24 protein-coding genes and 1 pseudogene are annotated in these 23,498 nt (G+C 69.4%); 7 read left to right on the plus strand and 18 right to left on the minus strand.

Annotated features, from left to right (window positions below):
* The first annotated feature begins 155 nt into the window (after positions 1–155).
* On the plus strand, positions 156–1,721 hold the full coding sequence (locus SALPAC3_RS0113545) for an LPXTG cell wall anchor domain-containing protein (RefSeq protein ID WP_018221767.1): 1,566 nt from the start codon (positions 156–158) through the stop codon (positions 1,719–1,721).
* 256 nt (positions 1,722–1,977) lie between these two features.
* The gene (locus SALPAC3_RS0113550) at positions 1,978–2,691 is read left to right on the plus strand and encodes a DedA family protein (protein WP_018221768.1); all 714 of its coding nucleotides are present in this window, start codon (positions 1,978–1,980) and stop codon (positions 2,689–2,691) included.
* 231 nt (positions 2,692–2,922) lie between these two features.
* Here SALPAC3_RS0113550 and SALPAC3_RS0113555 read toward each other — a convergent pair whose 3' ends face one another.
* From SALPAC3_RS0113555 to clpB, 12 genes are all read right to left on the minus strand, one after another.
* A complete protein-coding gene (locus tag SALPAC3_RS0113555) occupies positions 2,923–3,300 on the minus strand; it encodes an ArsR/SmtB family transcription factor (protein WP_018816275.1) in 378 nt (125 codons plus the stop codon).
* A 57-nt stretch (positions 3,301–3,357) separates the two neighbouring features.
* The gene (gene pyrE, locus SALPAC3_RS0113560) at positions 3,358–3,897 is read right to left on the minus strand and encodes an orotate phosphoribosyltransferase (protein WP_018221769.1); all 540 of its coding nucleotides are present in this window, start codon (positions 3,895–3,897) and stop codon (positions 3,358–3,360) included.
* Between the two features lie 144 nt (positions 3,898–4,041).
* A complete protein-coding gene (locus SALPAC3_RS0113565; protein WP_018221770.1) occupies positions 4,042–4,851 on the minus strand; it encodes an SDR family NAD(P)-dependent oxidoreductase in 810 nt (269 codons plus the stop codon).
* 7 nt (positions 4,852–4,858) lie between these two features.
* Positions 4,859–5,464: a hypothetical protein gene (locus tag SALPAC3_RS0113570; protein ID WP_018221771.1), complete on the minus strand. Its 606-nt coding sequence runs from the start codon at positions 5,462–5,464 to the stop codon at positions 4,859–4,861.
* Between the two features lie 87 nt (positions 5,465–5,551).
* Positions 5,552–6,367, minus strand: coding sequence for a hypothetical protein (locus SALPAC3_RS0113575; protein ID WP_026185537.1), 816 nt, complete (start codon positions 6,365–6,367; stop codon positions 5,552–5,554).
* 38 nt (positions 6,368–6,405) lie between these two features.
* Positions 6,406–7,965 carry a polyamine aminopropyltransferase gene (locus tag SALPAC3_RS0113580; RefSeq protein ID WP_196230998.1) on the minus strand — a complete coding sequence of 520 codons (1,560 nt, stop codon included), beginning with the start codon at positions 7,963–7,965 and terminating at the stop codon, positions 6,406–6,408.
* 13 nt (positions 7,966–7,978) lie between these two features.
* Positions 7,979–8,695, minus strand: a complete 717-nt coding sequence (locus tag SALPAC3_RS0113585; protein WP_018221774.1) for a hypothetical protein — start codon at positions 8,693–8,695, stop codon at positions 7,979–7,981.
* A gap of 32 nt (positions 8,696–8,727) precedes the next feature.
* Complete coding sequence (locus tag SALPAC3_RS0113590; RefSeq protein WP_080635260.1) at positions 8,728–9,150, minus strand: DUF350 domain-containing protein; 423 nt, start codon at positions 9,148–9,150, stop codon at positions 8,728–8,730.
* A 40-nt stretch (positions 9,151–9,190) separates the two neighbouring features.
* Positions 9,191–9,616, minus strand: a complete 426-nt coding sequence (locus SALPAC3_RS0113595) for a DUF4247 domain-containing protein (protein WP_018221776.1) — start codon at positions 9,614–9,616, stop codon at positions 9,191–9,193.
* A complete protein-coding gene (locus SALPAC3_RS0113600; RefSeq protein WP_018221777.1) occupies positions 9,613–10,119 on the minus strand; it encodes a DUF2617 family protein in 507 nt (168 codons plus the stop codon). The genes SALPAC3_RS0113595 and SALPAC3_RS0113600 overlap by 4 nt, the downstream gene beginning before the upstream one ends.
* A complete protein-coding gene (locus SALPAC3_RS0113605) occupies positions 10,120–10,749 on the minus strand; it encodes a DUF4178 domain-containing protein (protein WP_018221778.1) in 630 nt (209 codons plus the stop codon). It lies immediately after the preceding gene.
* Between the two features lie 95 nt (positions 10,750–10,844).
* Positions 10,845–13,436, minus strand: a complete 2,592-nt coding sequence (clpB, locus tag SALPAC3_RS0113610) for an ATP-dependent chaperone ClpB (protein ID WP_018221779.1) — start codon at positions 13,434–13,436, stop codon at positions 10,845–10,847.
* A 171-nt stretch (positions 13,437–13,607) separates the two neighbouring features.
* On the opposite strand from clpB, the gene SALPAC3_RS0113615 reads away from it, so the two are divergent.
* From SALPAC3_RS0113615 to SALPAC3_RS0113625, 3 genes are all read left to right on the plus strand, one after another.
* Positions 13,608–14,108: a cation:proton antiporter regulatory subunit gene (locus SALPAC3_RS0113615; RefSeq protein ID WP_026185539.1), complete on the plus strand. Its 501-nt coding sequence runs from the start codon at positions 13,608–13,610 to the stop codon at positions 14,106–14,108.
* Between the two features lie 5 nt (positions 14,109–14,113).
* Positions 14,114–15,319: a cation:proton antiporter gene (locus SALPAC3_RS0113620; protein ID WP_018221781.1), complete on the plus strand. Its 1,206-nt coding sequence runs from the start codon at positions 14,114–14,116 to the stop codon at positions 15,317–15,319.
* 184 nt (positions 15,320–15,503) lie between these two features.
* Positions 15,504–15,935 carry a hypothetical protein gene (locus tag SALPAC3_RS0113625; RefSeq protein ID WP_018221782.1) on the plus strand — a complete coding sequence of 144 codons (432 nt, stop codon included), beginning with the start codon at positions 15,504–15,506 and terminating at the stop codon, positions 15,933–15,935.
* Positions 15,936–16,019: 84 nt separating this feature from the next.
* Here the strand turns inward: SALPAC3_RS0113625 and SALPAC3_RS0113630 are convergent, their stop codons facing one another.
* The 5 genes from SALPAC3_RS0113630 to dnaK all read right to left on the minus strand — a co-directional run bounded on the left by SALPAC3_RS0113630 (position 16,020) and on the right by dnaK (position 20,813).
* Positions 16,020–16,214 (minus strand): hypothetical protein, encoded by a 195-nt coding sequence (locus SALPAC3_RS0113630; protein WP_018221783.1) that lies wholly within the window; start codon positions 16,212–16,214, stop codon positions 16,020–16,022.
* Between the two features lie 102 nt (positions 16,215–16,316).
* Complete coding sequence (locus tag SALPAC3_RS0113635; protein WP_018221784.1) at positions 16,317–16,757, minus strand: heat shock protein transcriptional repressor HspR; 441 nt, start codon at positions 16,755–16,757, stop codon at positions 16,317–16,319.
* 43 nt (positions 16,758–16,800) lie between these two features.
* The gene (gene dnaJ / locus SALPAC3_RS0113640; RefSeq protein WP_018221785.1) at positions 16,801–17,973 is read right to left on the minus strand and encodes a molecular chaperone DnaJ; all 1,173 of its coding nucleotides are present in this window, start codon (positions 17,971–17,973) and stop codon (positions 16,801–16,803) included.
* A gap of 81 nt (positions 17,974–18,054) precedes the next feature.
* On the minus strand, positions 18,055–18,915 hold the full coding sequence (gene grpE, locus SALPAC3_RS0113645; RefSeq protein WP_018221786.1) for a nucleotide exchange factor GrpE: 861 nt from the start codon (positions 18,913–18,915) through the stop codon (positions 18,055–18,057).
* Positions 18,916–18,959: 44 nt separating this feature from the next.
* A complete protein-coding gene (gene dnaK / locus SALPAC3_RS0113650) occupies positions 18,960–20,813 on the minus strand; it encodes a molecular chaperone DnaK (protein ID WP_018221787.1) in 1,854 nt (617 codons plus the stop codon).
* A 289-nt stretch (positions 20,814–21,102) separates the two neighbouring features.
* Between dnaK and SALPAC3_RS0113655 the strand changes: the two genes are divergently transcribed.
* Positions 21,103–22,326, plus strand: coding sequence for a hypothetical protein (locus tag SALPAC3_RS0113655; RefSeq protein WP_018221788.1), 1,224 nt, complete (start codon positions 21,103–21,105; stop codon positions 22,324–22,326).
* 178 nt (positions 22,327–22,504) lie between these two features.
* On the opposite strand, the gene SALPAC3_RS25790 is transcribed toward SALPAC3_RS0113655, so the two are convergent.
* The gene (locus tag SALPAC3_RS25790) at positions 22,505–22,879 is read right to left on the minus strand and encodes a DUF805 domain-containing protein (RefSeq protein WP_033774849.1); all 375 of its coding nucleotides are present in this window, start codon (positions 22,877–22,879) and stop codon (positions 22,505–22,507) included.
* A 286-nt stretch (positions 22,880–23,165) separates the two neighbouring features.
* On the opposite strand from SALPAC3_RS25790, the pseudogene SALPAC3_RS29210 reads away from it, so the two are divergent.
* A pseudogene (locus SALPAC3_RS29210) lies at positions 23,166–23,381 on the plus strand (hypothetical protein).
* The last annotated feature ends 117 nt before the right edge of the window (positions 23,382–23,498 follow it).

Below are 23,498 nucleotides of genomic sequence, written 5' to 3' on the forward strand. Positions count from 1 at the left end.
GCTGGGGCAGCAGTCGCGACTGGCCGAATCGGTGACGTTGGTTCGGATGTTCGGCTGACACCGGCTGGCTTCCCCCACTTGGGAAGGCCAGGCTCCGAGGAGCCGACTATGATCCACAAACCGACTTTGGTGCAACCCCCACCCGAAGGAATCCCATGCTCAAACACCCCACCCGGCGCTGGCTCGCCGGGATCGGCCTCGCCGGCGCGCTCGTCGCCGCCGCCGCTGCTCCCGCCTCGGCAACTGAGACGGAAATCACGCTCGACGTCTACTTCGACAACATCACCCTCGCCGCCGGCTCCGCCGGCAAGGCCGACTTACCGTACCTATACAGCTCGGAACCAGTCACCCTGCACGACCTGACCGTTCAATACGACATCAGCGACCTCGCGGGCAAAGTCGAAATCTCCTCGGAACAATGGCCCGACCAGTGCACCACGCCGAAGCCAGACGTGGTGCACTGTGTCCGGCCGCTTCCCACAGATACCGACCCGGATGGGCAGACTGGGCTGTACAAGCTGACCCTCGCCCCCACCGACGCCGCAACAAAGGGCGACGAGGGGGTACTGAAGGTGAGCTTCAGCGCCCAGGGCTTCTCACCTGTTACCCACGAGGCGACAGTACGCATCGGCACCGGAGTCGATCTCGTCGCCGGGGCAGAGCACGAGTTCTCCGCCGCACCCGGCGAGACCTTCACGGCGCCCCTGACGGTCACCAACATGGGCGAGGACACCGCCGACGGCGCGGTGACAGTCTTCGACCACGACTACTCCATCCGGGCCGACCAGCACTACAGCAACTGTAACTACGACGGTGACCAGATGCTCTTCTGTCGATTCGATGAGCAGCTGGCACCCGGTGCCACCTATGGCAGTAACCTCACCTACCAGCTCGGGGCGGACACCTACGCGCCCAGCACGGAAACGGGCGGCGTTCACTGGAGAACGACGGCCGAATTCGAGGACTACGAGGCGTACCTGAGCGACCGGGGCATCACCTTGGGAGAGCCCGGCACCGGTGGGAAGCTCACGCTGACCGAGCAGAGCCGCGTGCAGTCGGCTCGGGAGCCGCAGACCGATACCGATCCGTCGAACAACTGGTCCTATATGTCGATCTCGGTCACCGGCGAAAACAGCACCGACCTGGAGGCGATCGGCGCCGAACTCTCGGGGGAGAAGGACGCCGAGATCCTGGCAAGCATCGGCTTCCGCAACAACGGTCCGGCCACCCTTGACTACAGTCGGCTCGGCTCGTCCGTGACCTACCTCAACGTCGATGTCCCGCAGGGCACCACGGCGGTCGGGGTGCCCGATCTCTGCTCGCCCTTGCTCGGTGACGATTTTGGCGGCCGGGGTGAACCGGGGGCAGCGAAATACCGCTGCTATCCCTCCCCCTTCAGCAAGGTCGGCGAGGAGCAGACGTTCGACTTCACGCTCCGGATCGACGAGGTAATCGCGGACGCTGCCGGCGCGGTGCAGGTCAACGTGCCCTGCCAGTGCGACGGCGGCTTCTACGACGACATCAAGCCGGCCAACGACGAGGCCGCGATCCTGGTCAACGCGACCGGCGACACCGGGGGCGGGGGCGGCGGCGCCGACCCGAGCCTGCCGATCACCGGTGACTCCACCCTGCGGGTGGCGGGTCTCGGCGGCCTGCTGCTCGCCATCGGCGCGGCCGGCTTCCTGATCGCCCGCCGGCGACGGAACAGCTTCGTCGCCTGATCTACCCAGCGGCACCGCGCTGCCCCGTCAACCTGCCCGGTTGGCGGGGCAGCGCGCATAAGAGTGCAATTCTGGTCGGCCAAGGTTCGCGTCGGTGGCCCGCGTGGGGGCTGGTCCTCGATCAATGAACCCCGACCAGCGGTGTGGGTACAGCTATGACGTCAGGCACCGGACGGACCGGGCTGCCACCTAGACTACGGACATTCCCGTCGCCGCTGGCGACGTCCACCGCCCGGCAGCCCACGGAGGTCACCGCGTGCCGACGCCCACCACTACCCTGGCTCTCGGGCCGGACTGGCTCGATCCCGAGGTGCTGATCGAGGCCTTCGGCCTGCTCGGCATCCTGGTGATCGTCTTTGCCGAGTCGGGGCTACTGATCGGCTTCTTCCTGCCTGGTGACTCGCTGCTCTTCACCGCCGGCCTGCTCACCGCCGACGGGAAGTGGATCACCTCGCCGCTCTGGCTGGTCTGCCTACTCATCACGCTGTCGGCGATCGCCGGTGACCAGGTGGGGTACGCCTTCGGACGCAAAGTCGGGCCGGCGCTGTTCCGGCGGCCCAACTCGAAGCTGTTCAAGCAGGAGAACCTGCTGAAGTCGCACGAGTTCTTCGAGAAGTACGGGGCCCGCTCGGTGGTACTGGCCCGCTTCGTACCGATCGTCCGGACGTTCACCCCGATCGTGGCGGGGGTCAGCCGGATGAACTATCGCACGTTCGTCATCTACAACGTGATCGGCGCGATCCTCTGGGGCACCGGCGTGACGGTGCTCGGCTACTTCCTCGGCCAGATCCCGTTCGTGAAGGCGAACATCGAACTGATCCTGATCGGGATCGTGGTGCTCTCGGTGGTCCCGATCGTGGTCGAGCTGCTGCGCGCCCGTCTGGCGGCGAGGCGCGGCACCACCGCGGCGGAGCGGGCCGCGGCCGAGGAGGCGATCCGGGAAACCCGGGAGCACTACGGCAAGCACTGACCGGGGGCAAGCGAGCACCGACATGGCCGGGGCACGGCAGCGAGTGGCCGCGCCCCGGGACCCCGCTGGCGTCCACGCTCGGGGCGGCAAGCCAGAGGGTGCCCTGCATCGCGCGACGGGGCGCACCCCGAGTCGCGCTCCGATCGGCGAGCCGTCAGCCGGCCGGTCGCAATCCACGAAACCGACCGTCCGACGCCACCCCGCTCGGAGGGCGTCGGACGAACGGTGCGGTCAGCGCGCCTTCTTGCCGGCACGCTTACGCGGCGGCGTCAGGAGGTCGGCGATGGTCGCGATCGCGGTCGGCACCAGCCGGTAGTACGCCCAGACGCCGCGCTTCTCCCGCTCCAGCAGGCCAGCCTCAGTCAGGATGCGCAAGTGATGGCTGACCGTCGGCTGGGAGAGGCCAAGGGGCGCGGTGAGATCACACACGCACGCTTCACCCTCCGGAGCCGACTGGATCAGGCTCAGCAGCCGCAGTCGAGCGGGGTCGGCAAGGGCCTTGAGGACCCCGGCCAGCCGCTCCGCGTCTGCTCGTTCGATCGGCTCGCCGCCAAGCGGCGAGATCTGAGGCATTGTCATTTCCGCCAACGCAGTTCCCACGTATTCCATCCTTCCACCAGCAGCATTGATTCGCCTGCATATCGGCGAATCCAAATCGGCAGACTTTTACGCCACAAGGCCGAGGTCAGCCAACGTATAGGCCGCCCGGTACGGCAGTCCGGCGGCTCGCACCGCGGCGCCGGCACCTCGATCAACAATAACCGCTACCCCCACCACCTCGGCCCCGGCCTCACGTAGAGCCTCCACAGCAGTCAACACGCTCTGGCCCGTGGTGGAAGTGTCTTCCACCGCGAGCACCCGGCGCCCAGCCACGTCGGGCCCCTCGATCCGGCGTTGCAACCCGTGTGCCTTGCCCGTCTTTCGGACGACGAAGGCATCCAGCGGGCGGTCGGTACCAGCAGTGGCGTGCAGCATCGACAGCGCGATCGGGTCGGCGCCGAGGGTGAGCCCACCCACCGCGTCGTACGCCCAGTCGGCAGTCAGCTCCCGCAGCACCCGGCCCACCAACGGTGCGGCCTCGTGATGCAGCGTTACGCGCCGCAGGTCCACATACCAGTCCGCCGCACGCCCCGAGGAGAGCACCACCCGACCATGGACCACTGCCAGGTCGGTGATGAATTTACGCAGGTCGTCGTGGTCCCCCATGGCGAAGAGGGTACTGCTCGATGCTGTGAGCCATGTGTCGGGGCGGCCTGGGTCAACCCTGCGGGCGATGCGACAGCGGGCGATATACCAACACGCTCCGCTACCGGAAGGGTCGTCGGCGGCGCCGACGACCCTTCCGGGCAATCACTGTTCCGCGCGGCCGACCTGCCCGCGGGTGTCCTGCGAGAAGGTTTCCACCAGCCGCCGGGGGGCGTGCCGCATCGCCGCCACGAGCAGCTTGTACTTCCACACCGGAACGCTGATCAACTTACCTTTCCGCAGGTCACGTAGGGATTCAGCGACGACATCTTCTGCCCGCAGCCACATCCACGCCGGCGTCTTTGACCGGTCGATGCCGGCCCGGTCGTGAAACTCGGTACGGGTGTAGCCCGGGCAAAGAGCCATCACCTGGACACCGAGCGCCCGCACCGACAGACCGACCGACTCGCTGAAGCTGGTCACCCACGCCTTGCTCGCCGGGTACGTCGAACCGGGCATTACCGGCCCGAACCCCGAGACCGAAGAGACATTTATCACTGCCCCACTCCGCCGCTCGGTCATCGGCTGGACGGCGGCGAGGGTGAGCCGCATCACTGCGTGCACGTTGAGCCGGAGCAGGCGCGCCTCGTCTTCCGGCGAAGACCGCAGAAACGGCGTATTGAGGCTGATCCCCGCGTTATTCACCAGCAACTCGACCGGGGAACCCGTGGTGAGCCGGCGCTCCACCTCCGCGCATCCATCGTCGGTGGACAGATCGGCGGAGATCGTTTCGACCTCTCGGCCGTGCTGGGAGGTCAGCTCGGCTGCGGACGCCCCCAACCGGGCCGCGTCCCGGGCAACCAGCACCAGGTGCCAGCCCTCCGCGGCCAGTTGGCGCGCGAACTCCGCGCCGATCCCAGCCGTCGCACCGGTGATCAAGGCACGCCGCTCGGTGGTCGACTGGTCACTCGGCACGAGCGTCTCACCTCGGGGGATGTGGGGGCGGATACGGCACGTGTATGCCGGGCATGGTCCGACGGAACCAGCCAGCTGCCGGCGGCAAGGCCAGCAATATTGCTACCACAAGGTAACCGAGCACCTGCCCAACCGAAAGACCTGCGCCGAGCGGAATCCACCAGTCCGGGTACGCCTCGGGCAGCTGGGCAAACAGCTCAACGGTGGCGCGATCCTCGTCCCCCGGCTGCATGGGGAAGGCCCGCATCCCGCCCAGACCGGCGCACCCACAGCAGCCGGCGACCACCCCCAGGCCGGCGACCACCCAGGTCGCCACCCGCGCACCGGAACGGCCGGTGCGCACCAGTCCGGCGAGTGCGGCCAGGAGCGCCCCGGCGAGCAGGCTGACCACCGCACCCGCCACTGTCCAGGCACTGACCAGCAGGACTACCCCATCGATCTCGTCCGACGAGGCCGCGCTTCCCGCCGCCGCCAGCCGGAAGGCGGCAACCGTACTGACCAGAACGAACAGGCCGGTAACGGCGTACGCGACGGCGACCACCGCCATCAGCGCCAGCAGCAGGACAGCCGCGGTCACCACAGCCGGGCGGCGGGCCGGTTCGGGGTACGACACGACTGGTCCCTCCGATAGGCGTCGGGGTGCACGCTATCCGGAGGGACCAGTCGAAGTCGCGTTCTACGGCGGGCAGAGCACCGACGGCTAGCCGAGCCCGCCGGAGCCGGACTGTCCACCTTGACCCGGATCTGACGAACCCGGGTTCCCCGAGGCGCCCGAACTCGGATCAGCCTGCGGATAGTCCGGCTGACCCGGGGGCGGCGGATACGCCGGCTGGCCCGGGGGCGGGGGATACGCCGGCTGGCCCGGGGGCGGGGGATACGCCGGCTGACCCGGGGGCGGCGGATACACCGGCTGACCCGGGAGCGGAGGCTCCCACTGCTGCTGCGGCTTGCGGAAGAACTCGTTCGATGGCGGCAGGGCAAGCAGGATCAGGGCCACCAACAGGGCGATAGCACCGAGGGTCGCGGTCAGCACCGGTTCGTGCCAGGACGGCAGGGCTTCGTCCAGCCGACGGTTGAGCTCCTCCTGGCTGACAACGTCACCGGAGACATCGCCCTCCACCACGCTACCCGCTGCGGAGAAGGCCAAGCCGACGGCGACGCAGCAGAGCGCGATGCCACCGACGACCCAGGTCGTGATCCGGGCCGGATTCATCCCCCGGTTGTTGAGCAGGGCGAGAACGACAAAGCCAACCGCGAACAGCAGAGTGACCACGCTCGTCGCGGCGGCCGCGAACACCACGGCGCCCTCGGTGCCCTCTGCTGTGGTGCCCGCGAAAGCCTCCTCGTAGACCTCCCGGGCCGCGCCCAGGGTGGTGAGAGCGACCACCACATCGAGTACGGCCAGGGCGGCATAGAACATAAGTAGGTAGCTGGAAATAGTGACGACGCCCGGACGTACCCGAACGGGCTGGTGCGGATTTACCACGAGTCTCCTTCCCTCATTCGCGCCCCACACCGTACGGCCTCGGGCCAACAGACTCGACGGTACGAGCCTCAGTACCCGCGCCATTCGGCACGCGCGTAGTCGAGCACTCGGGGATGCAACAGCGTTGAGGCCGGCACATTGACCCGGCCCCGGTCCGGTGGGAAGACCTCGGCGGCGGCCAGCGTGGGCGCGTCCAGAAAACGCAGGGTCGGCGCGCCGCTGGGCAGGGTCAGCAAGGGCGGGTTCGCACCGGGCGCGGCGAGCAGAAAGCCCCAGTCACCGAAGGAGGGGATATCCACGTGGTACGGGGTGGTGGCGAATCCGGCCTCCCGCAGTGATGCCTCGATGGACCAGTACGACCGGGGCGCGAAGTACGGGGAACCGGCCTGCACCACCAGCCGACCCTCGACGGCCAGCGCGTTCCGGACCAACGTGTAGAACTCCACCGAGTAGAGCTTCGCGGTAGCCGTCTCGTCCGGGTCGGGTAGATCGGCGATCACCACGTCAAACTGCTCGGTGGTGGACCGCAGCCACCGGAACGCGTCGGCGTGCAACACCCGAACCCGGGGATCGTCGAGCGAGCCACCGTTGAGCTGCCGCAGTCGCGGCTCGGTGCGGGCCAACGCCACCACCGCCGAATCCAGGTCGACCACGGTGATCCGACGGATGTCCGGGTAGCGCAGCAGTTCCCGAACGGCGAGCCCGTCCCCCGCGCCGAGCAGGAGCACCTCGCCGCGCGGACCAGCGAGCGCCGGATGCACCAGCGCCTCGTGGTATCGGTATTCGTCGAGCGAACTGAACTGGAGATCCCCGTTGAGAAAGAGGCGCAGGTCGGTCTGGCCACCGGGCGCGGCCACCGAGTCGGTGAGGACGATCTCCTGGTAGCGGCTGCGCTCCGCGTGCACCACCGGGTCGCGATAGAGCTGCTGCCGGGCGGTCACCTCGAAGTCATGGGCGGTCAGCCACGCGTACCCGAGGCAGAGGGCGACCAGCACGGAACCGGCGGTCAACGCCGTGCGTGCCCGACCGCTGAGTTCCCGCCGGAAGACGGTGAAGACCAACACCAGGCCGGCGACGGCGTTCACCGCGCCGACCACCAGCGCGCCCTTGAGCTGGCCGAAGAGCGGCAGCAGCAGGAACGGGAAGGCCAGGCCACCGAGGAGGGCGCCGACGTAGTCGGCGGCGAACAGGTCGGCAACCGCACTGCCGGCCGCCTGCTGGCGGATCCGTTGCAGCAGCACCATCAACAGCGGGATCTCCGCGCCGATCAACAGCCCGAGTACGAAGGCGGTGCCGACCAGTGCCGGCAGATACAGGTTCAGCCAGGCGAACGCCGCATAGAGGCCGAGTACCGACAGCCCTCCGAGCAGCGCCAGGGCCAGCTCGATCGCGGCGAACACGGCGGCGGCCCGCGATTGCAGCGGCTTCGCGGCGAGGGCCCCCACCCCCATCGCGAAGACCATGACCCCGAGCACGATCGACGCCTGCCCGACCGTGTCGCCGATCAGGTAGCTACCGAGCGCAACCAGGGCCAGTTCGTAAACCAGGCCGCAGGCCGCGCAGACGAACACCGCGGCCAGCACGGCGGCGCGAGCCGACCGCCACCGGATCGGCGCGTCCACGTCCACCGTCACGCCCGCCTCACCGGCCGCGCCGAGCTCTGCCCTTGCCACGCCGGGCCGTAACCGCCGCCCCGCCGCGCTGCCGACGCCGCTCGACCAGACCGACCACGACCAGCAGCACGGCGATCAGCACCATCCCGGTGGCCCCAATCAGCCAGCCGGAACGCTCCCGCCACAGGTCGCTGCCGGCTGCCGGCAGCGGGCTCGGCGCCGCGATGGGAGCGCTGGTCACCACCGGCTCCGGGCTGACCACACCACGTTCGACGACCAATAGTGAAAGACTCACCGCGGCCCGCGTCACCGCCCATCCGGGCTCCGCGAGGAAGGCCGCTCCGTCGAGACCGAACCGGGACAAGCTGGTCTCCAGCTTGAAGAGGTCATAGAGGAATTCGGGCGACCCGTCGACCACCACCCTGGCGAAGTCCTCGGCCTCGCTGCTCTCCGGGGTGTAGTCGACGGTCGCGGCGACCCGCAGCCAGCGGGGACACTGCGGGTGGTCAACCACCGAAAGGCCGACACCGAGGTTCGATCCGGCACTGACCACGTCCCCACCTCCCTGCTTGAGCTCCCAGCCGTAGCAAATGTCCTGCTGCTCGGCGGCGTCGCGCAGCAGAGCCACCGTGTCGTTCTGTTCGGTGGCGGTGGGCGGCGGTACGACCAAGCTGTTGTCCTCGGTCCGGGCGCCAACGGCGACCACGGTGACGAGGACGGCCACCACGGCGATGCCACCCCACACCCACCCGCCCCGCGCGGATGCTCGCGGGGCCATCAGCTGATCGCGGCGGCGATGATCGCGCCGGCAGCGAGGTGAATGGCGGCGGTGACCCAGACCGCGGGGTGCGGCTCCGGGTCGACGAGGATCTCGCCCAGCCGCCCGGGGGTGGCGAGATCCAGCAACAGGAACGCGGCTGCCATGATGACCAGACCAAGGAACCCGTAGGACGCCGCCCCGATCAGGCCGACGACGAAGTCGTCCTCGCTGGCGGCGATCGCGGCAACCACGATGATGCCGACGCCGAGCAGGTTCGAGGCGAGCAGGAGCGCGGCGTTGCGGTTGCGTTCGTTCCAGATCAGCTGACTGAGCCGACCCGGGGTGGCCAGGTCAACCAGACCGTAGCCGACGCCCATGAGCGCGATCCCGACCACTCCGTAGGCGAGGGTGAGCAGGAGGTCAGTGACGAGGGTCTGCAACACAGGGGCGCTCCAGGGGTTCGTTCGGTCGACAGAGGTCCTATTTGCCGCTGCCCGGGCCACCGCCCCGGACGGTGTTGCCCCGACCCCAGCCCCAGTGGCCTCCGACCCGGGAGTGGTAGCGCGGATACGCGGTGGTAAGCCGTTCCAGAAGGATCAGTGAGCCCGCGGCGACCGGCCGGATCACCACCGAATCATCGTCGTAGCGCAGATAGACGCCGGTGCTGTCGACGTACTGGTCCGCCGGCTGCCAGGCGTCGGTGAGCTCCTGGGCCACCTGGCTCGGCTGCTTCGTCGAGCTGTAGGCCAGCGCCGCGCTGTCGAGGTCGTGCGCGGCGGCCCGCTGGTAGCGGTCCTCGACGAAGCCGCGCGGGGAGAAGCTGCCGTAGCTGATGGCGATGGCCACGACCAACACGCCGAGAAGGGCGAACGCCGTCCCCACCACAAACCAGCGTCGGTACGTCATCGCGGAGTCACCACCGTTTCGGTCAGGACCAGCTCCCGGGTCTGCGGGTACGCGTGCCAGGTGCGCCAGCCGAGGGCACCGCCCGACCGGCCCGGACGCACCGCCAACGCGGTCACCGCGTCAACGTCGCCGGGGAAGACACCGACCAGGGCGTACGGGTCATCCGCCAGGTCGGCGCGCAGCGCCGCCACCCGTTCCCGCAGGCCCTCGTCGCCGGGGCGCAGCACGGTGGCGGTGAACCGGTAGCCGGTGGACTCGTCGTGGACCCGGTCGGGCAGGTCGGGGCGGCGACCGGGCAGGCACGCCACCGTCTCGGTCAGCGCGGCGCCCGGGGCACGCAGCATCACCTGGTGCGAGGCGCCGAGCAGGCGCAGCCGCACCTGGACCGCGCCGGGCAAATCGACCTGGAGTACGTGCAGCGCGGGTCGCGGGGCGTCGTCAAGCGCCAGGCTGAGGTCGGTGGCACAGGTGTCGACATAGGGGGCGACCAGGGTGACGAGCACTCAGGCCACCTCGTCCCGCGGATAGATCATCACCTCGGAGCGGTGCAGCCGCTCGCCGCGGGCCACCTCCCAGCCCGCCTCGCCGTACGCCTCGAACGACAGCCGCTCGCCGCCGGAGGCCTGATAGTCGTGGTAGCGCAGGGTGCCGCTCGGGTCGAGCGTGGTGGTGCCGACCGCGGTGTAGCGGGCCTGACCGGACTCACTCCAGCGGTAGCGGCGGCCGGCGAAGTCGATGGTCGGAGCCCCCGGGGTGATCGTCGTGCCGGGTTCGGCCGCCCAGAGCACCAGTTCCAGCTCTGGATCCTCCTCCACGGAGAGCCAGCGCCGGACGCCGTCCGCGTCGTCGAGCAGGTGTTCCGTCCAACTCCACGCACCTTCCACCAGCCGGACGGAGCCGCGCACCGCGTACGTCACGCCGCCGGAGACCTCGACGAGGTCCCCGGGCTTGAGTCGCCGCGGGTCGCCCCGAAGGGCGTCCGCGTCGCGATCGCGCAGCGGGTCTTCTTGGGCGACCCGCGTACCGGGGGGACGGCGGCTAGTCCGGCGCTGGGCCCACGCGGCGATCACCACCCCGGCCACCACCGCCAGGCAGCCCACCGTCGTCAGCAGATACGCCACCGGCCCGTTCACCGACCACCTCCCCAGGCATGTCGATCGGAGACGATAACAACCCGGCGCACCTCGGCGGAGTTGGCAAGCGCCCGCACCCGGGCGACGAGGGGTGCCTAGGCGGCGGTCACGGTGAGGGCGTCCCTGCCGTCGGTCAGGCCCACCCGGACGGTGTCACCGTCGCGGATTCGCCCGGCCAGCAGTGCCTTCGCCAGCTGGTCACCGATGGCGGTCTGCACCAGGCGGCGAAGCGGGCGGGCGCCGTAAACCGGGTCGTAGCCGTGCTCGGCGAGCCACTCCCGAGCCGGGTCGGTGATCTCCAGACCCAGCCGACGGTCGGCGAGCCGTCGGCGCATCCGCTCCAGCTGGATGTCCACGATGGCCCGCAGCTGCTCGCCCTGGAGGGCGGCGAATACCACGGTGTCGTCGAGGCGGTTGAGGAACTCCGGCTTGAAGTGCGACCGAACCACCGCCAGGACGCCCTCGCGGCGCTGCTCCTCCGCCACGGTGAGGTCACCCACCACCGACGAGCCGAGGTTCGAGGTGAGGATCAGGATGGCGTTGCGGAAGTCCACCGTCCGGCCCTGGCCGTCGGTGAGCCGGCCGTCGTCGAGCACCTGCAGGAGGAGATCGAAGACGTCCGGGTGGGCTTTCTCCACCTCGTCGAGCAGGATCACCGAGTACGGCCGACGGCGTACCGCCTCGGTGAGCTGACCACCCTCCTCGTACCCGACGTAGCCGGGTGGGGCGCCGACCAGGCGGGCGACGGAGTGCTTCTCGCCGTACTCGCTCATGTCGATTCGCACCATTGCCCGCTCGTCGTCGAAGAGGAACCCCGCGAGCGCCTTGGCCAGCTCGGTCTTGCCGACCCCGGTCGGACCGAGGAAGAGGAAGCTGCCGGTCGGGCGGTCCGGGTCCGCGATACCGGCACGGGCCCGCCGGACCGCGTCGGCGACAGCGCCCACGGCCCGGGCCTGGCCGACCACCTGCTCGCCGAGCGACTCCTCCATCCGCAGCAACTTCGCCGTCTCGCCCTCCAGGAGCCGGCCGGCGGGAATGCCGGTCCAGGAGGCGACCACGGCGGCGACGTCATCCGCACCGACCTCCTCCTTGAGCATCGCACCGTCCGCCTGGAGCCGGGCCAGCTCCTCCGCCGCCTCGGTCAGGTCGGCCCTGAGCGTCGGGATCCGCCCGTACCGCAGCTCGGCGGCGCGCTCCAGCTCGCCGTCGCGCTCGGCCCGCTCGGCCTCCCCGCTGAGCCGCTCCAGGTCCTCCTTGGCGGCGGAGAGGCGGGTGATGTGCCGCTTCTCGGTCTGCCAGCGTTCAGAAAGGGCCGTGAGCTGCTCGCGCTTGTCGGCCAGTTCCTTGCGCAGCCGCTCCAGCCGTTCGACGGATGCGGCGTCTGCCTCCTTCGCCAGCGCCATCTCCTCGATCTCGAGGCGGCGCACCGCCCGCTCGATCTCGTCCACCTCGACCGGCCGTGAGTCGATCTCCATCCGGAGCCGGGACGCGGACTCGTCGACCAGGTCGATGGCCTTGTCCGGCAGGAACCGGTCGGTGATGTAACGGTCGGACAGGGTGACGGCGGCGACCAGCGCGCCGTCGGTGATCCGCACGCCGTGGTGCACCTCGTACCGCTCCTTGAGCCCCCGCAGGATTCCGACGGTGTCCTCGATGGTTGGCTCACCGACCAGCACCGGCTGGAACCGACGTTCCAGGGCCGGATCGGATTCGACGTGCTGGCGGTATTCGTCGAGCGTGGTCGCGCCCACCATCCGCAGCTCGCCCCGGGCCAGCATGGGCTTGAGCATGTTGCCGGCGTCCATCGCGCCCTCGCCCTTACCAGCGCCGACGACGGTGTGCAGTTCGTCCAGGAAGGTGATGACCTGCCCATCCGAATTCTTGATCTCCTCAAGGACGGACTTCAGCCGTTCCTCGAACTGGCCCCGGTACGACGCGCCGGCCACCATCGCGCCGAGATCCAGGGAGACCAGCTTCTTGTCCCGTAGCGACTCGGGGACGTCACCGGCGACAATCCGCTGGGCCAGGCCCTCGACGATCGCGGTCTTGCCGACGCCCGGCTCGCCGATCAGGACCGGGTTGTTCTTCGTCCGCCGAGACAGCACCTGGATCACCCGGCGAATCTCGGTGTCCCGGCCGATCACCGGGTCGATCCGGCCATCCCGGGCGCTGGCGGTGAGGTCAACGCCGTACCTCGCGAGGGCCTGGTAGGTCTGCTCCGGGTCGGCGCTGGTGACCCGACGGTCCCCGCCCCGTACGGTCGGGAACGAGGCCACCAGGGCCTCCTCGGTGGCCCCGGCACTCCCCAGCGCCGCCGACACCGCGCCGCCGACCTGGGCCAGGCCGGCAAGCAGATGCTCGGTCGAGGTGTACTCGTCGCCGAGCGGGCGGGCGATCTGTTCGGCGGCGCCGATGGCGTTGACGAACTCCCGGGCCAGGGTCGGCTCGGCGACGCTGGACCCACGGGCGACAGGCAGCGCAGCTACCGCACGCTGGGCAGCCCGGCGCAACTCGTCCGGGTCGGCTCCGGTGGCGCGCAGCAGGCCGACCGCGGTTGATCCCGCGGTGTCCAGCAGGGACAGCAGCAGGTGCCAGGGCTCCACGGTGGCATGTCCACGCTGCCCAGCGAGGGCGACGGCGCCGGTGATGGTCTCGCGGCTCTTCGTGGTGAGACGTTCGGTGTTCATGGGCTCCCCCGGGTCGGCGTGTCCACTGGTACGGACACTGCCAAAGTTGAGCCTATTCCGCTCAACTTTGCCGGTGTGAAGTGAGTCACCCAATCGGGGATGTCCCACTGACACTGGCTCCGTGATCCCGCTCGATCATCTCGACCTGACGCGCGCGGTAGCCTTGTCCACGTGCGAGTACGTGTCGAACAGACTGCTCTTCCGGGGATCGGTGTCCGCCACGATCTGATGACGGAGTCCGGACGGCGGCTCGGCGTGGTTTCCCACCGCAACGGCCGGCGAGATCTCGTCCTCTACGACCCGGATGATCCCGACGCCTGCCAGGCCGACATCCCGCTGACCGACGACGAGGCCGAGGCGCTCGCCGACATCCTCGGCGCGTCGCTGCTCCTCGGCCAGCTCTCCGGGCTGCGGGAGCAGGCCGCCGGGCTGCTGACCGAGCAGGTCGCCATCCCCGCGGCCTCGTCGTACGTGGGCCGCAAGCTCGGCGACACGAAGGCACGTACCCGCACCGGTGCCTCGATCGTGGCGGTGCTTCGCCACGGCGAGGTGATCGTCTCCCCAGAACCCGCATTCCGCTTCGCGGCCGGTGACGTTGTCGTGGTGGTCGGGACTCGACAGGGTCTCGACGGAGTGACTGCCATCCTCGCCGACGGCGACCCGGACGGCTGAGGCGGATGCACGACACCACCACACTGCTCATCGAAGTCGGCGCGCTGCTGTTCCTGCTCGGACTCCTCGGCCGACTCAGCCGCCGGATCGGGCTCTCCCCCATCCCCCTCTACCTACTCGCCGGGCTCCTCTTCGGGCACGGCGGTGTCTTTGGCTTCAAGGCCAGCGAGGAGTTCTTCGCGATCGGCGCCGAAATCGGCGTGATCCTCCTGCTGGTCATGCTCGGCCTGGAGTACTCCGCGAGCGAGCTGGTCGGCAACCTCCGAGCCGCCGCGCCGGCCGGGCTGATCGACGGGCTGCTCAACGCGTTGCCCGGCGCCGCCTTCGCACTGCTGCTCGGCTGGGACTGGGTGGCGGCGGTCGTACTCGCCGGCATCACCTGGATCTCCTCCTCCGGCGTGGTCGCGAAGGTCCTCAGCGACCTGGGTCGGCTCGGCAACCGGGAAACCCCGGTGGTGTTGTCGGTGCTGGTCATCGAAGACCTGGCGATGGCCTTCTACCTGCCGCTACTCACCGCCGTCCTGGCCGGAGCCGGGCTGGTCGCCGGCGGCGCCGCGCTCGCCGTCGCGGTCGCCACGGTGCTGGTCGTGCTGGTGGTCGCGATCCGGTATGGCCGGACCATTTCGAACGTCATGTCGGCCCGTGATCCGGAGGCGCTGCTCCTGGGCGTACTCGGCCTGACCCTGCTGGTCGCCGGGGTCGCCGCGAAGCTCCAGGTCTCGGCCGCCGTCGGTGCGTTCCTGGTCGGCATCGCGATCTCCGGACCGGTCGCGCACCATGCCACCCAACTCCTGACGCCGCTGCGGGACCTGTTCGCCGCGGTGTTCTTCCTCTTCTTCGGGCTGGTCACCGACCCACGCGACATCCCGCCGGTGCTACTGCCGGCGCTCGCGCTGGCGGTGGTCACGATGGGCACGAAGACGCTCACCGGGTACCTCGCCGCCCGGCGGGCCGGCATCGCCGAGCCCGGCCGTTGGCGCACCGGACTCACCCTGGTACCGCGCGGGGAGTTCTCCATCGTCATCGCCGGGCTGGCGGTGGCGGCCGGAAGTGTCGATCCGCAACTGGCCGCGCTCGCCACGGCGTACGTGTTGATCACCGTGGTGGTCGGGCCGACGCTCGCCCGGGTGCCCGACCTCGACTGGTTCAAGAGCTGGCTGCGGCAACGCGCCGCCAAGCAGCAGGCCCAACCGGTGCCTGTCGGGGACTGATCCGCCCCGCCTCGGTGGCCTGCCCCGCGCGGGCCACCGGCGGCCCGGCCCCGACCCCCTCGGGTAATGACTCCGCCCCGGCGAGGGCTACCGCCGCTGGCATGCTCGCGTTACCGTTGCCGCCCAACAGCGGGGAAAGGGGTACCCGGGGCCGTCGCCCAGGTGAAGAGCGGAGGGTTGGCCGGTGAGTGCGCAGGATTCGACCTTCCGTGGCTTCGCGAACCCCGTCGACCCGTCACCGGCGGAGCTACGGGCCTGGGCCTACCAACCCGACTCGGTGCCGTTGGCCTCCATGCCGCAGGACTGGGATCTCCTGGTCGCCGGCAACGGGCTGGTAGCCACCCTCTTCGACCTGGCGATGGATCCGGCCTGTCCGGCCCGCCGCTTCGCGCTGCACTGCCTCTACATCTACGCCGCGGGCGGAATCCGATCGGGGTTTCGGGCCCACCCGAAGCGGCGGTTCTGGAAGCTGGTGGAGCGGGCCGAGCGGGAGGGGGACGAGCCGATGCGGACGTGGGCGCGGAACAGCCGGATCCTGCTGGCCCAACCGGACGTCTTCGTCTACCGCGACTGGTGCGAGGGGGGACTGGTCCGGGAGAACCGCCGCCTCCCCTGACGGGATGGGCCGGGACCCCCCGTGTGACCGGTTGGGCCGGGACCCCCCGTGGGTCCCGGCCCGCCCATCGGTCGACCGGCTCGGTCAGCGACGCTGATGCTGATCCGCGGGGTGTCCCTGGTCGGCGCCAGAGTCACCCGATTCCGCGAACCGTCCTTGCCTGATCTGGTCGCTGAACCTTCCCTCAGTGAGCTCGTCGAACCGCTTTCGGACCGCCTCGGCCACCTGCTCGAGGCTCTCCTCCGCCTGTTGGGCGAGACTCTTGGCTGTTTCCGCCATGACCCCCTACCAGCGACGTCCGATTTGGGTAGATTTGGAGCTAATCCTGAGATTAGCCGACCTGGACGCTCCCCGGGGCCGAACCCCGAATCCGGCACGAGCTCACCGCTCCGGGTTCCGCCGGGGACGCCAGACCACCAGCGCGGTGGAGGTACGACGGGCAGGCACCAGCTCGCTGCCGGGGAAGCGGGCCACCGCCTCCAACTCGGCGATCCGGCGGTACGCGGCCTCCAGCTCCACCTCCAGCCGGGCCACCCGCTGCTGCGCCTGCTCCAGCAGCCGCTCCAACCCGATAATCCGCTTCACCCCGGCCAGGTTGATGCCGTCGTCCTGGCTGAGCCGCTGCACCTCGCGGAGCAGCACCACGTCCCGGACGCTGTACCGACGACCACCCCCGGCCGCACGGCCGGCCTGCACCAGACCGAGCCGGTCATACTGGCGCAGCGTCTGTGGGTGCATGCCCGCCATCCGGGCAGCCACCGAGATCATCAGCACCTTGGCCTCGTAGGCAGGGTCATCCGCACCGACGAAGTTGTCCGCCATCCCCGCTCACCTCCGCGTGCACTCCACCGAGCCCGCCGCCCGGTCAGCTCCCCCGACGCACCCGCGCGTCGAGATGTTCCCGAGCAGCCGGCGGGGTCTGGGCAACGAACGTCTCCAACGCCGCCCGGGCCTCCTCTGACAGCTTCTCTGGTACCACCACCTCAAGGGTGACCAACAGATCGCCGGCCCGTCCATCGGTACGGGCCACCCCCTTGCCCCGGGCCCGAAGGACGCGTCCGCTCGGCGTACCCGGAGGCACCCGGAGAGTTACCGCGCCATCGAAGGTGGGTACCCGCAGATCAGTGCCGAGTACCGCCTCCGCGAAGGTGATCGGCACCGTCAGTGTCAGGTCCTCACCGGCTCGGCCGAACAGGTCGTCCGGACTGACCCGGACCTGAATGAACAGGTCACCGGCGGGCCCGCCCCGGGCCCCGGGCTCCCCCCGCCCCGCCAGCCGGATCCGCTGACCGTCGGACACCCCAGCCGGGAACCGGACGTTCAACGTCCGGTTCTTGGTGACGCCACCGCTGCCCTGGCACTCCGGGCATTTCTCGTCCACCACCGTGCCGACGCCCTGACAGTCAGAACAGGGCTCGGAGAAGCTGAACGAGCCCTGATTACGGGTGGTTACCCCGGCACCGCGACAGGTCGGACAGGCCCGCGGCTGCGTGCCCGGCTTCGCCCCGTCGCCACGACAGGTCTCACACACCCCCGGCGTCCGCAACGTCAGCGGCAGGGTCACCCCGCGCATCGCGTCGTCGAAGTCGAGCGCGACCTCGGTCTCCACGTCCCGTCCCCGAGCCGGGCCCCGCGATGTGGCCCCACCCCCACCCGGAAAGATCGAACCGAACAGGTTCTGAAACCCAGCCCCGCTGAACCGCCGGTCGCCACCGGCCGCGCCGCCGAACAGGTCGCCAACATCGAACGGCATCCCGCCGGGCGGGCCCGCTCCGCCGGCGTTACGCCGGAACGCGCCCGAACCGAACAACGACCGCATCTCGTCGTACTCCTGGCGCTTCGCGTCATCGCCAAGCACCGTGTACGCCTCGGAGGCCGCCTTGAACCGCTCCTCGGCTGACGTGTCGCCAGGATTGCGATCCGGGTGCGACTCGCGCGCCAGCTTCCGATACGCCTTCTTGATCTCATCAGCGGAGGCGGCCTTGCCCACTCCAAGGGCGGCGTAGTAGTCCTTCTCGATCCAGTCCTTGGAACTCACCGGTCCGCCCCCTTCCGTCGAGTGATCGTCCCGCCCGCCCCGGTCGGGCGGGCGGGACGATCATGCCGTCGTGTCACCCGTTCACTCCGGGTCGGCGACTCCGACCAACGCCGGCCGCAGCAACCGCTCCCCCACCAGGTAGCCCCGCCGCATGACCTGTACGCAGGTCGGCTCGGTGACCTCGGCGGAGGTCTGGTGCGTCACCGCCTCGTGCTGGGTCGGGTCGAACGGGTCGCCCTCGGCGCCGAACGGGGTCAGCCCGAACTTGCCGAGCGCGGTGGTGAGCTGCTCCGCCACCGATCCGAACGGTCCCACCAGGTCGCCGTGCTCACGAGCCCGGTCCAGGTCGTCGAGGATCGGCAGCAGCGCGGCGAGCACCGAGCCGGTGGCCTGCTCGGTGACGAGCGCCCGATCTCGGTCAACCCGCTTGCGGTAGTTCGCGTACTCCGCGGTCACCCGCTGTAGGTCCCGAGTCCGCTCATCCAGATCGACCCGCAACGCCTCCAACTCCGCACCGAGTGAGGTCGCCGTGGCGGCGTCAACCGGCTCGGCCGGCGCGTCCACCACCGGTGGGTTGGCGGACGTCTCCTCGGTGGTCTCGGCCTGAATCTCGTCAACCACGACATCCGCCTCCTCGACCAGCCCGGCTGCCGGGACGTCCGACCCGGCGTCGGCGGCGGTGGCGTCCGAGCCGGAGCCGGCGGCATCCGAGGCGGTGCTCGCCGTGTCCGAGCCGGAGCCGGCCGTATCCGAGGCGGTGCTCGCCGTGTCCGAGCCGGATTCCGCGTCGGCGGCCTCCGAGCCGGACCCCGTGGCATCGCGGATCTTGCGGTTGTCACGGATCACGACCCGCGGCTCCGCACCGGCATCGCCGGCGGAGGCGGAGCCACCCGGCACCGACCCGGCAGCGTCCGGGTCGGTGGCTCGTGGCTTGTCCGTCATACGGCTACCTCATCCCTGTACGTGGAACCCGTGTCCGAGAACGGTCACTTCTTGTCCTTGTCCTCGTCCACGATCTCCGCGTCGACCACGTCGTCCGGGCCGCCGGCCTGAGCACCCGCCTGAGCACCCGCCTGGTCGCCGGCCGCACCGGCCTGCTCACCCTGCTGCTGGGTGTAGAGCTGGGAGCCGGCCTGCTGGGAAACCTGGGCCAGCTGCGCGTGCGCAGACTTGATCTTCTCGATGTCCTGACCACCGAGGGCGCTGCGCAGCTCGCCGAGCGCCTCGTTGATCTGGTCCCGGGACTCGGTGGGCAGCTTGTCGCCGCTCTCGGCGAGGAACTTCTCGGTCTGCCACTGCAGTGCCTCGGCCACGTTGCGGGTCTCCGCCTCCTCCCGCCGCAGCTTGTCCTCCTCTGCGTGCTCCTCGGCGTCCCGACGCATCCGCTCGATGTCCTCCTTCGGCAGCGAGGAGCCAGCGGTGACCGTCATCTTCTGTTCCTTGCCGGTGCCGGTGTCCTTCGCGTGGACGTTCACGATGCCGTTGGCGTCGATGTCGAAGGTGACCTCGATCTGCGGCATGCCGCGCGGCGCCGGCGGCAGGCCGGTCAGCTCGAAGGTGCCGAGCTTCTTGTTGTAGGCGGCGATCTCCCGCTCACCCTGGAAGACCTGGATCAGCACGGACGGCTGGTTGTCGTCGGCCGTGGTGAAGACCTCGGAACGCTTGGTCGGGATGGTGGTGTTGCGCTCGATCAGCTTGGTGAAGATGCCCCCCTTGGTCTCGATGCCGAGACTCAGCGGGGTCACGTCGAGCAGCAGGACATCCTTGACCTCGCCCTTGAGCACACCGGCCTGCAGGGCGGCACCGACGGCGACGACCTCGTCCGGGTTCACGCCCTTGTTCGGGTCCCGGCCGGTGAGCTGCTTGACCAGCTCGGTCACGGCCGGCATCCGGGTCGAGCCACCGACCAGGATGACGTGTTCGACGTCGGCGACCTTGATCCCGGCGTCCTTGACGGCCTGCTCGAACGGGACCTTGCAGCGGTCCAGCAGGTCCTGCGTCATCCGCTGGAACTCGGCGCGAGTGATCGTCACGTCGAGGTGTAGCGGGCCGGCTGCACCAGCGGTGATGTACGGCAGGTTGATGTTGCTGGTGGCGGCGGCGGACAGCTCGATCTTGGCCTTCTCCGCCGCCTCCTTGAGGCGCTGCATCGCCATCTTGTCCTGGGCGAGGTCGATGCCGTGCTCACCGTTGAAGGTCTTGACCAGGTGGTCGATGATCCGCTGGTCCCAGTCGTCCCCGCCGAGGAGGTTGTCGCCGCTGGTCGACTTGACCTCGATGACGCCCTCGGCCAGCTCCAGCAACGACACGTCGAAGGTGCCGCCGCCGAGGTCGAAGACCAGAACGGTCTGCTCCTTGGAGCCCTTGTCCAGCCCGTACGCCAGGGCGGCCGCGGTCGGCTCGTTGACGATCCGCAGCACGTTGAAGCCGGCGATCTCACCGGCCTCCTTGGTGGCCTGCCGCTGGCCGTCGTTGAAGTACGCCGGAACGGTGATCACGGCGTCGGTGATCTGCTCGCCCAGGTACGCCTCGGCGTCCCGCTTGAGCTTCATCAGCGTACGAGCCGAGATCTCCTGCGGCGTGTACTTCTTGTCGTCGATGTCGACGAACCAGTCGGTGCCGATCTCCCGCTTGACGGACCGGATCGTCCGGTCCGGGTTGGTCACCGCCTGCCGCTTGGCGACCTCACCGACGAGCACCTCGCCGTTTCGGGCGAAGGCGACGATCGACGGGGTCGTCCGCGAGCCCTCGGCGTTGGCGATCACGGTGGGCTCACCGCCCTCCAGGACGCTGACGCAGGAGTTCGTCGTGCCGAGGTCGATGCCGACCGCACGTGCCATCTTCGCTTCCTCGCTTCGTTCGATTGAACCGTTTACGGGCGCCGCCGCAGCGCATCCCGCACAAGTTGAGTGGACCGGACTCAATACTGCCATGCCGTCGGCGATCGTCAAGTCGGGGTTGAGCGTACCCGGCGCAAGTCACTCTTCGTCGCCGCATGGTCGCCCGGCCTACCACCCGACTCCATCCCCAAGCCGGCCGCGACCTGGGGGCGCGGGACCTATCGGGGGTGGTGGGACGCCCGGCCGCTTCCGATGCCACCGTGGGCGGACAGCAGCGTAGGGTCGGTGGATGGGAACTGCGCAGACCCCCTACGACGCGGTGCTACACGCGGCTCGGGATGTGGCCGAGCTCGACAACGCCCTGGACGCGGAGCGGCTCGGCGCGGCGTTGCTGGGCAGCGTCTACGCGGTCGCCGAGGCCCACCGAGACGATGCCGTCCGCGCCTTCGTCCGCGACTTCCTCGCCGCCACCTCCCGCCGCCGGGCGGCGGCGGCCACCACCATCCGCTCGGTCTTCGCCGCGTTGGTGCCGGACGCGCCCGGGGCCGACCGGGTCCGGCCGGGCGCCGCTGCACCCGCCTGGTCGGGGCAGCTCGGCCGGGTCCACCTCACCGGCTGCTGGGCGTACGGGGACGTCTTCGGCGACCAGACCTCCTACCTGGCGACCTTCGCCTACGACGATCCGGCGGGCGGACCGGAACACGCCCTGGTGGCACTCGTGGACCACAACATCGGCATCACCAAGGACATCTTCGTCGGTGGCCCACCGGCCCGGGTCCTCGACCAGATCCGCCAGATGTGCGCCGAAGACGAGCTGACCTGGTTCCGGGACGAGACACCAGCCGCCATGCACACCGAGGTGAGCCGGCATCTGGCCATCACCGACGAGCTCGGCGAGCTACCCGGAGAAGGGTCCCTCGCCACCGACCGCGCCCTGGTCGGGGCCCGACTCACGTTGCTGCCAACCAGCCGGGCGACAGCAACCCAGCAGCGGGCGGAGCCACTCACCACGGCGGAGCGGACGGACCTGATCCGGCGGTTCCTCGCCGCACCGGAGGCCGCCCAGCTCGGGCTGGACTCCCTCGACGACGATCAGCTGGCCTCCCTGCACTTCTGCCTCGGGCTGCTGCTGGATCACACCGCCACCTTCACCGACCCCGACCCGCTGCGGTGGAGCCCGACGGTCGCCGGGCTGTTCCTGCTGGACTGGGTGCACCGGCGGGCCGTCCTGGACATGGACGACGCGGCGCTCCTACCACGGGTGGTGCGGGGTTGGGCGGCGTACGCGGGCCGCAGGCGAGGGCTGTCAGCATCGGCGACGGCCCGCACCAATGCCGCTATTGATGAGATGGTGCCGGAATTCGCCCGCCTCTACAGCACCGGCGAGCGGCGCAGCCCGGCGACCGCGGCGGTCGCGCAGTTACTCGCGGACGGCGTCAACCCGGACGACCCGGCCGCACTCGACGCGTGGATCGAGGCGAACCGACACCATCTCACCGACGAAGGGTCCTGAACACCGACCCTCACACGAACGAAAGGCCCGCGACGCATCGGCCTCCCACCTCGAACACACTGACGCCGAAGGCTTTGACGCACATCAAAGCCTTCGGCACCAGTGGGGGCTTGGTTGAGCAGCTCGGCCTACGTCCGTTGACCTGGCCGGGCCGGCCCTGAACAGCGGCCGAAGCGTCTCAGGAGACCAGGCCGGGGACGGCGGGGTCCTTCGGGTTGGGACCGAAGCGGTTCGGACCGGGCTTGCTGTCCTGCACGTAGAAAATCAACAGGACAATCCCCCCGACAATCGGGATCAGCGCGAGCAGCAAGAACCAGCCGGAACGATCGGTGTCATGCAGACGTCGCACGCTGACCGCGAGTGACGGCAGGAAGAGTGCCAGGCCCACGATCACGGCAATGTAGGAGCCGCCCGCCTCACCACTAAGGCACGCCGCCAGGAAACCGAGGATGGAGTGGAAGAGATAAAACCACCAGTATTCAGAACGACGAGCCCGCCCACGGAATCCGACATACTGGGTAAGTACTGAACGAATGGCATCGACAAACGACACAATAGCTCCAAATTAATTAGGTGAAATCAGCTGGGCTGGCCAGACGATCTTGCCATAGCCGCCACCAACTCCTGCAACCGGAATGCCGAAAGACCGATTCAGAGCCACATCCATGACCGGGGAGCTATCTGAAATATGACTTTGCCGCGAGCAATGTCACAAATATGCAACACAGATACCGATATCAATCGTCCATTAATGAATAGACCTGATCTACACCTATAAAGGTGCAAAAATCCGGTAGCTGGCACACTGGGGCGATGTTCGACGCGCATGGGGAGAGGGCGTGGGGGACGGATAGCGCGCAGGGGAGGGAGGCGACACAACGGATGGCAAGGGTGATGGGGGCGGCGAGACCGCTGGCGTGGACGACGGCGGCGAGGACCGGTCAGCCGACGGGGGCATGGTGGCCGACGGAGGCACCATGGCCGAGCCAGCACCGGCCGCGGCGAGCAGCGGCATAGAAGCGGTCCCGGCGAGCAGCGCCATCGTGAACAGGTAGCCGCGGGAGGAACGTGCGCCGCTGGGGGCACGGTGAGCGCCGACGAGCCGTCGATAGCCGGGAGCCGAGCGGTGCCGGCCGGCAGAGAGAGGGCCCGCCGCGTCACCTGCCTCGGAC

Source organism: Salinispora pacifica DSM 45544, from assembly GCF_000378845.1.
GTDB classification, from domain to species: Bacteria; Actinomycetota; Actinomycetes; order Mycobacteriales; family Micromonosporaceae; genus Micromonospora; species Micromonospora pacifica.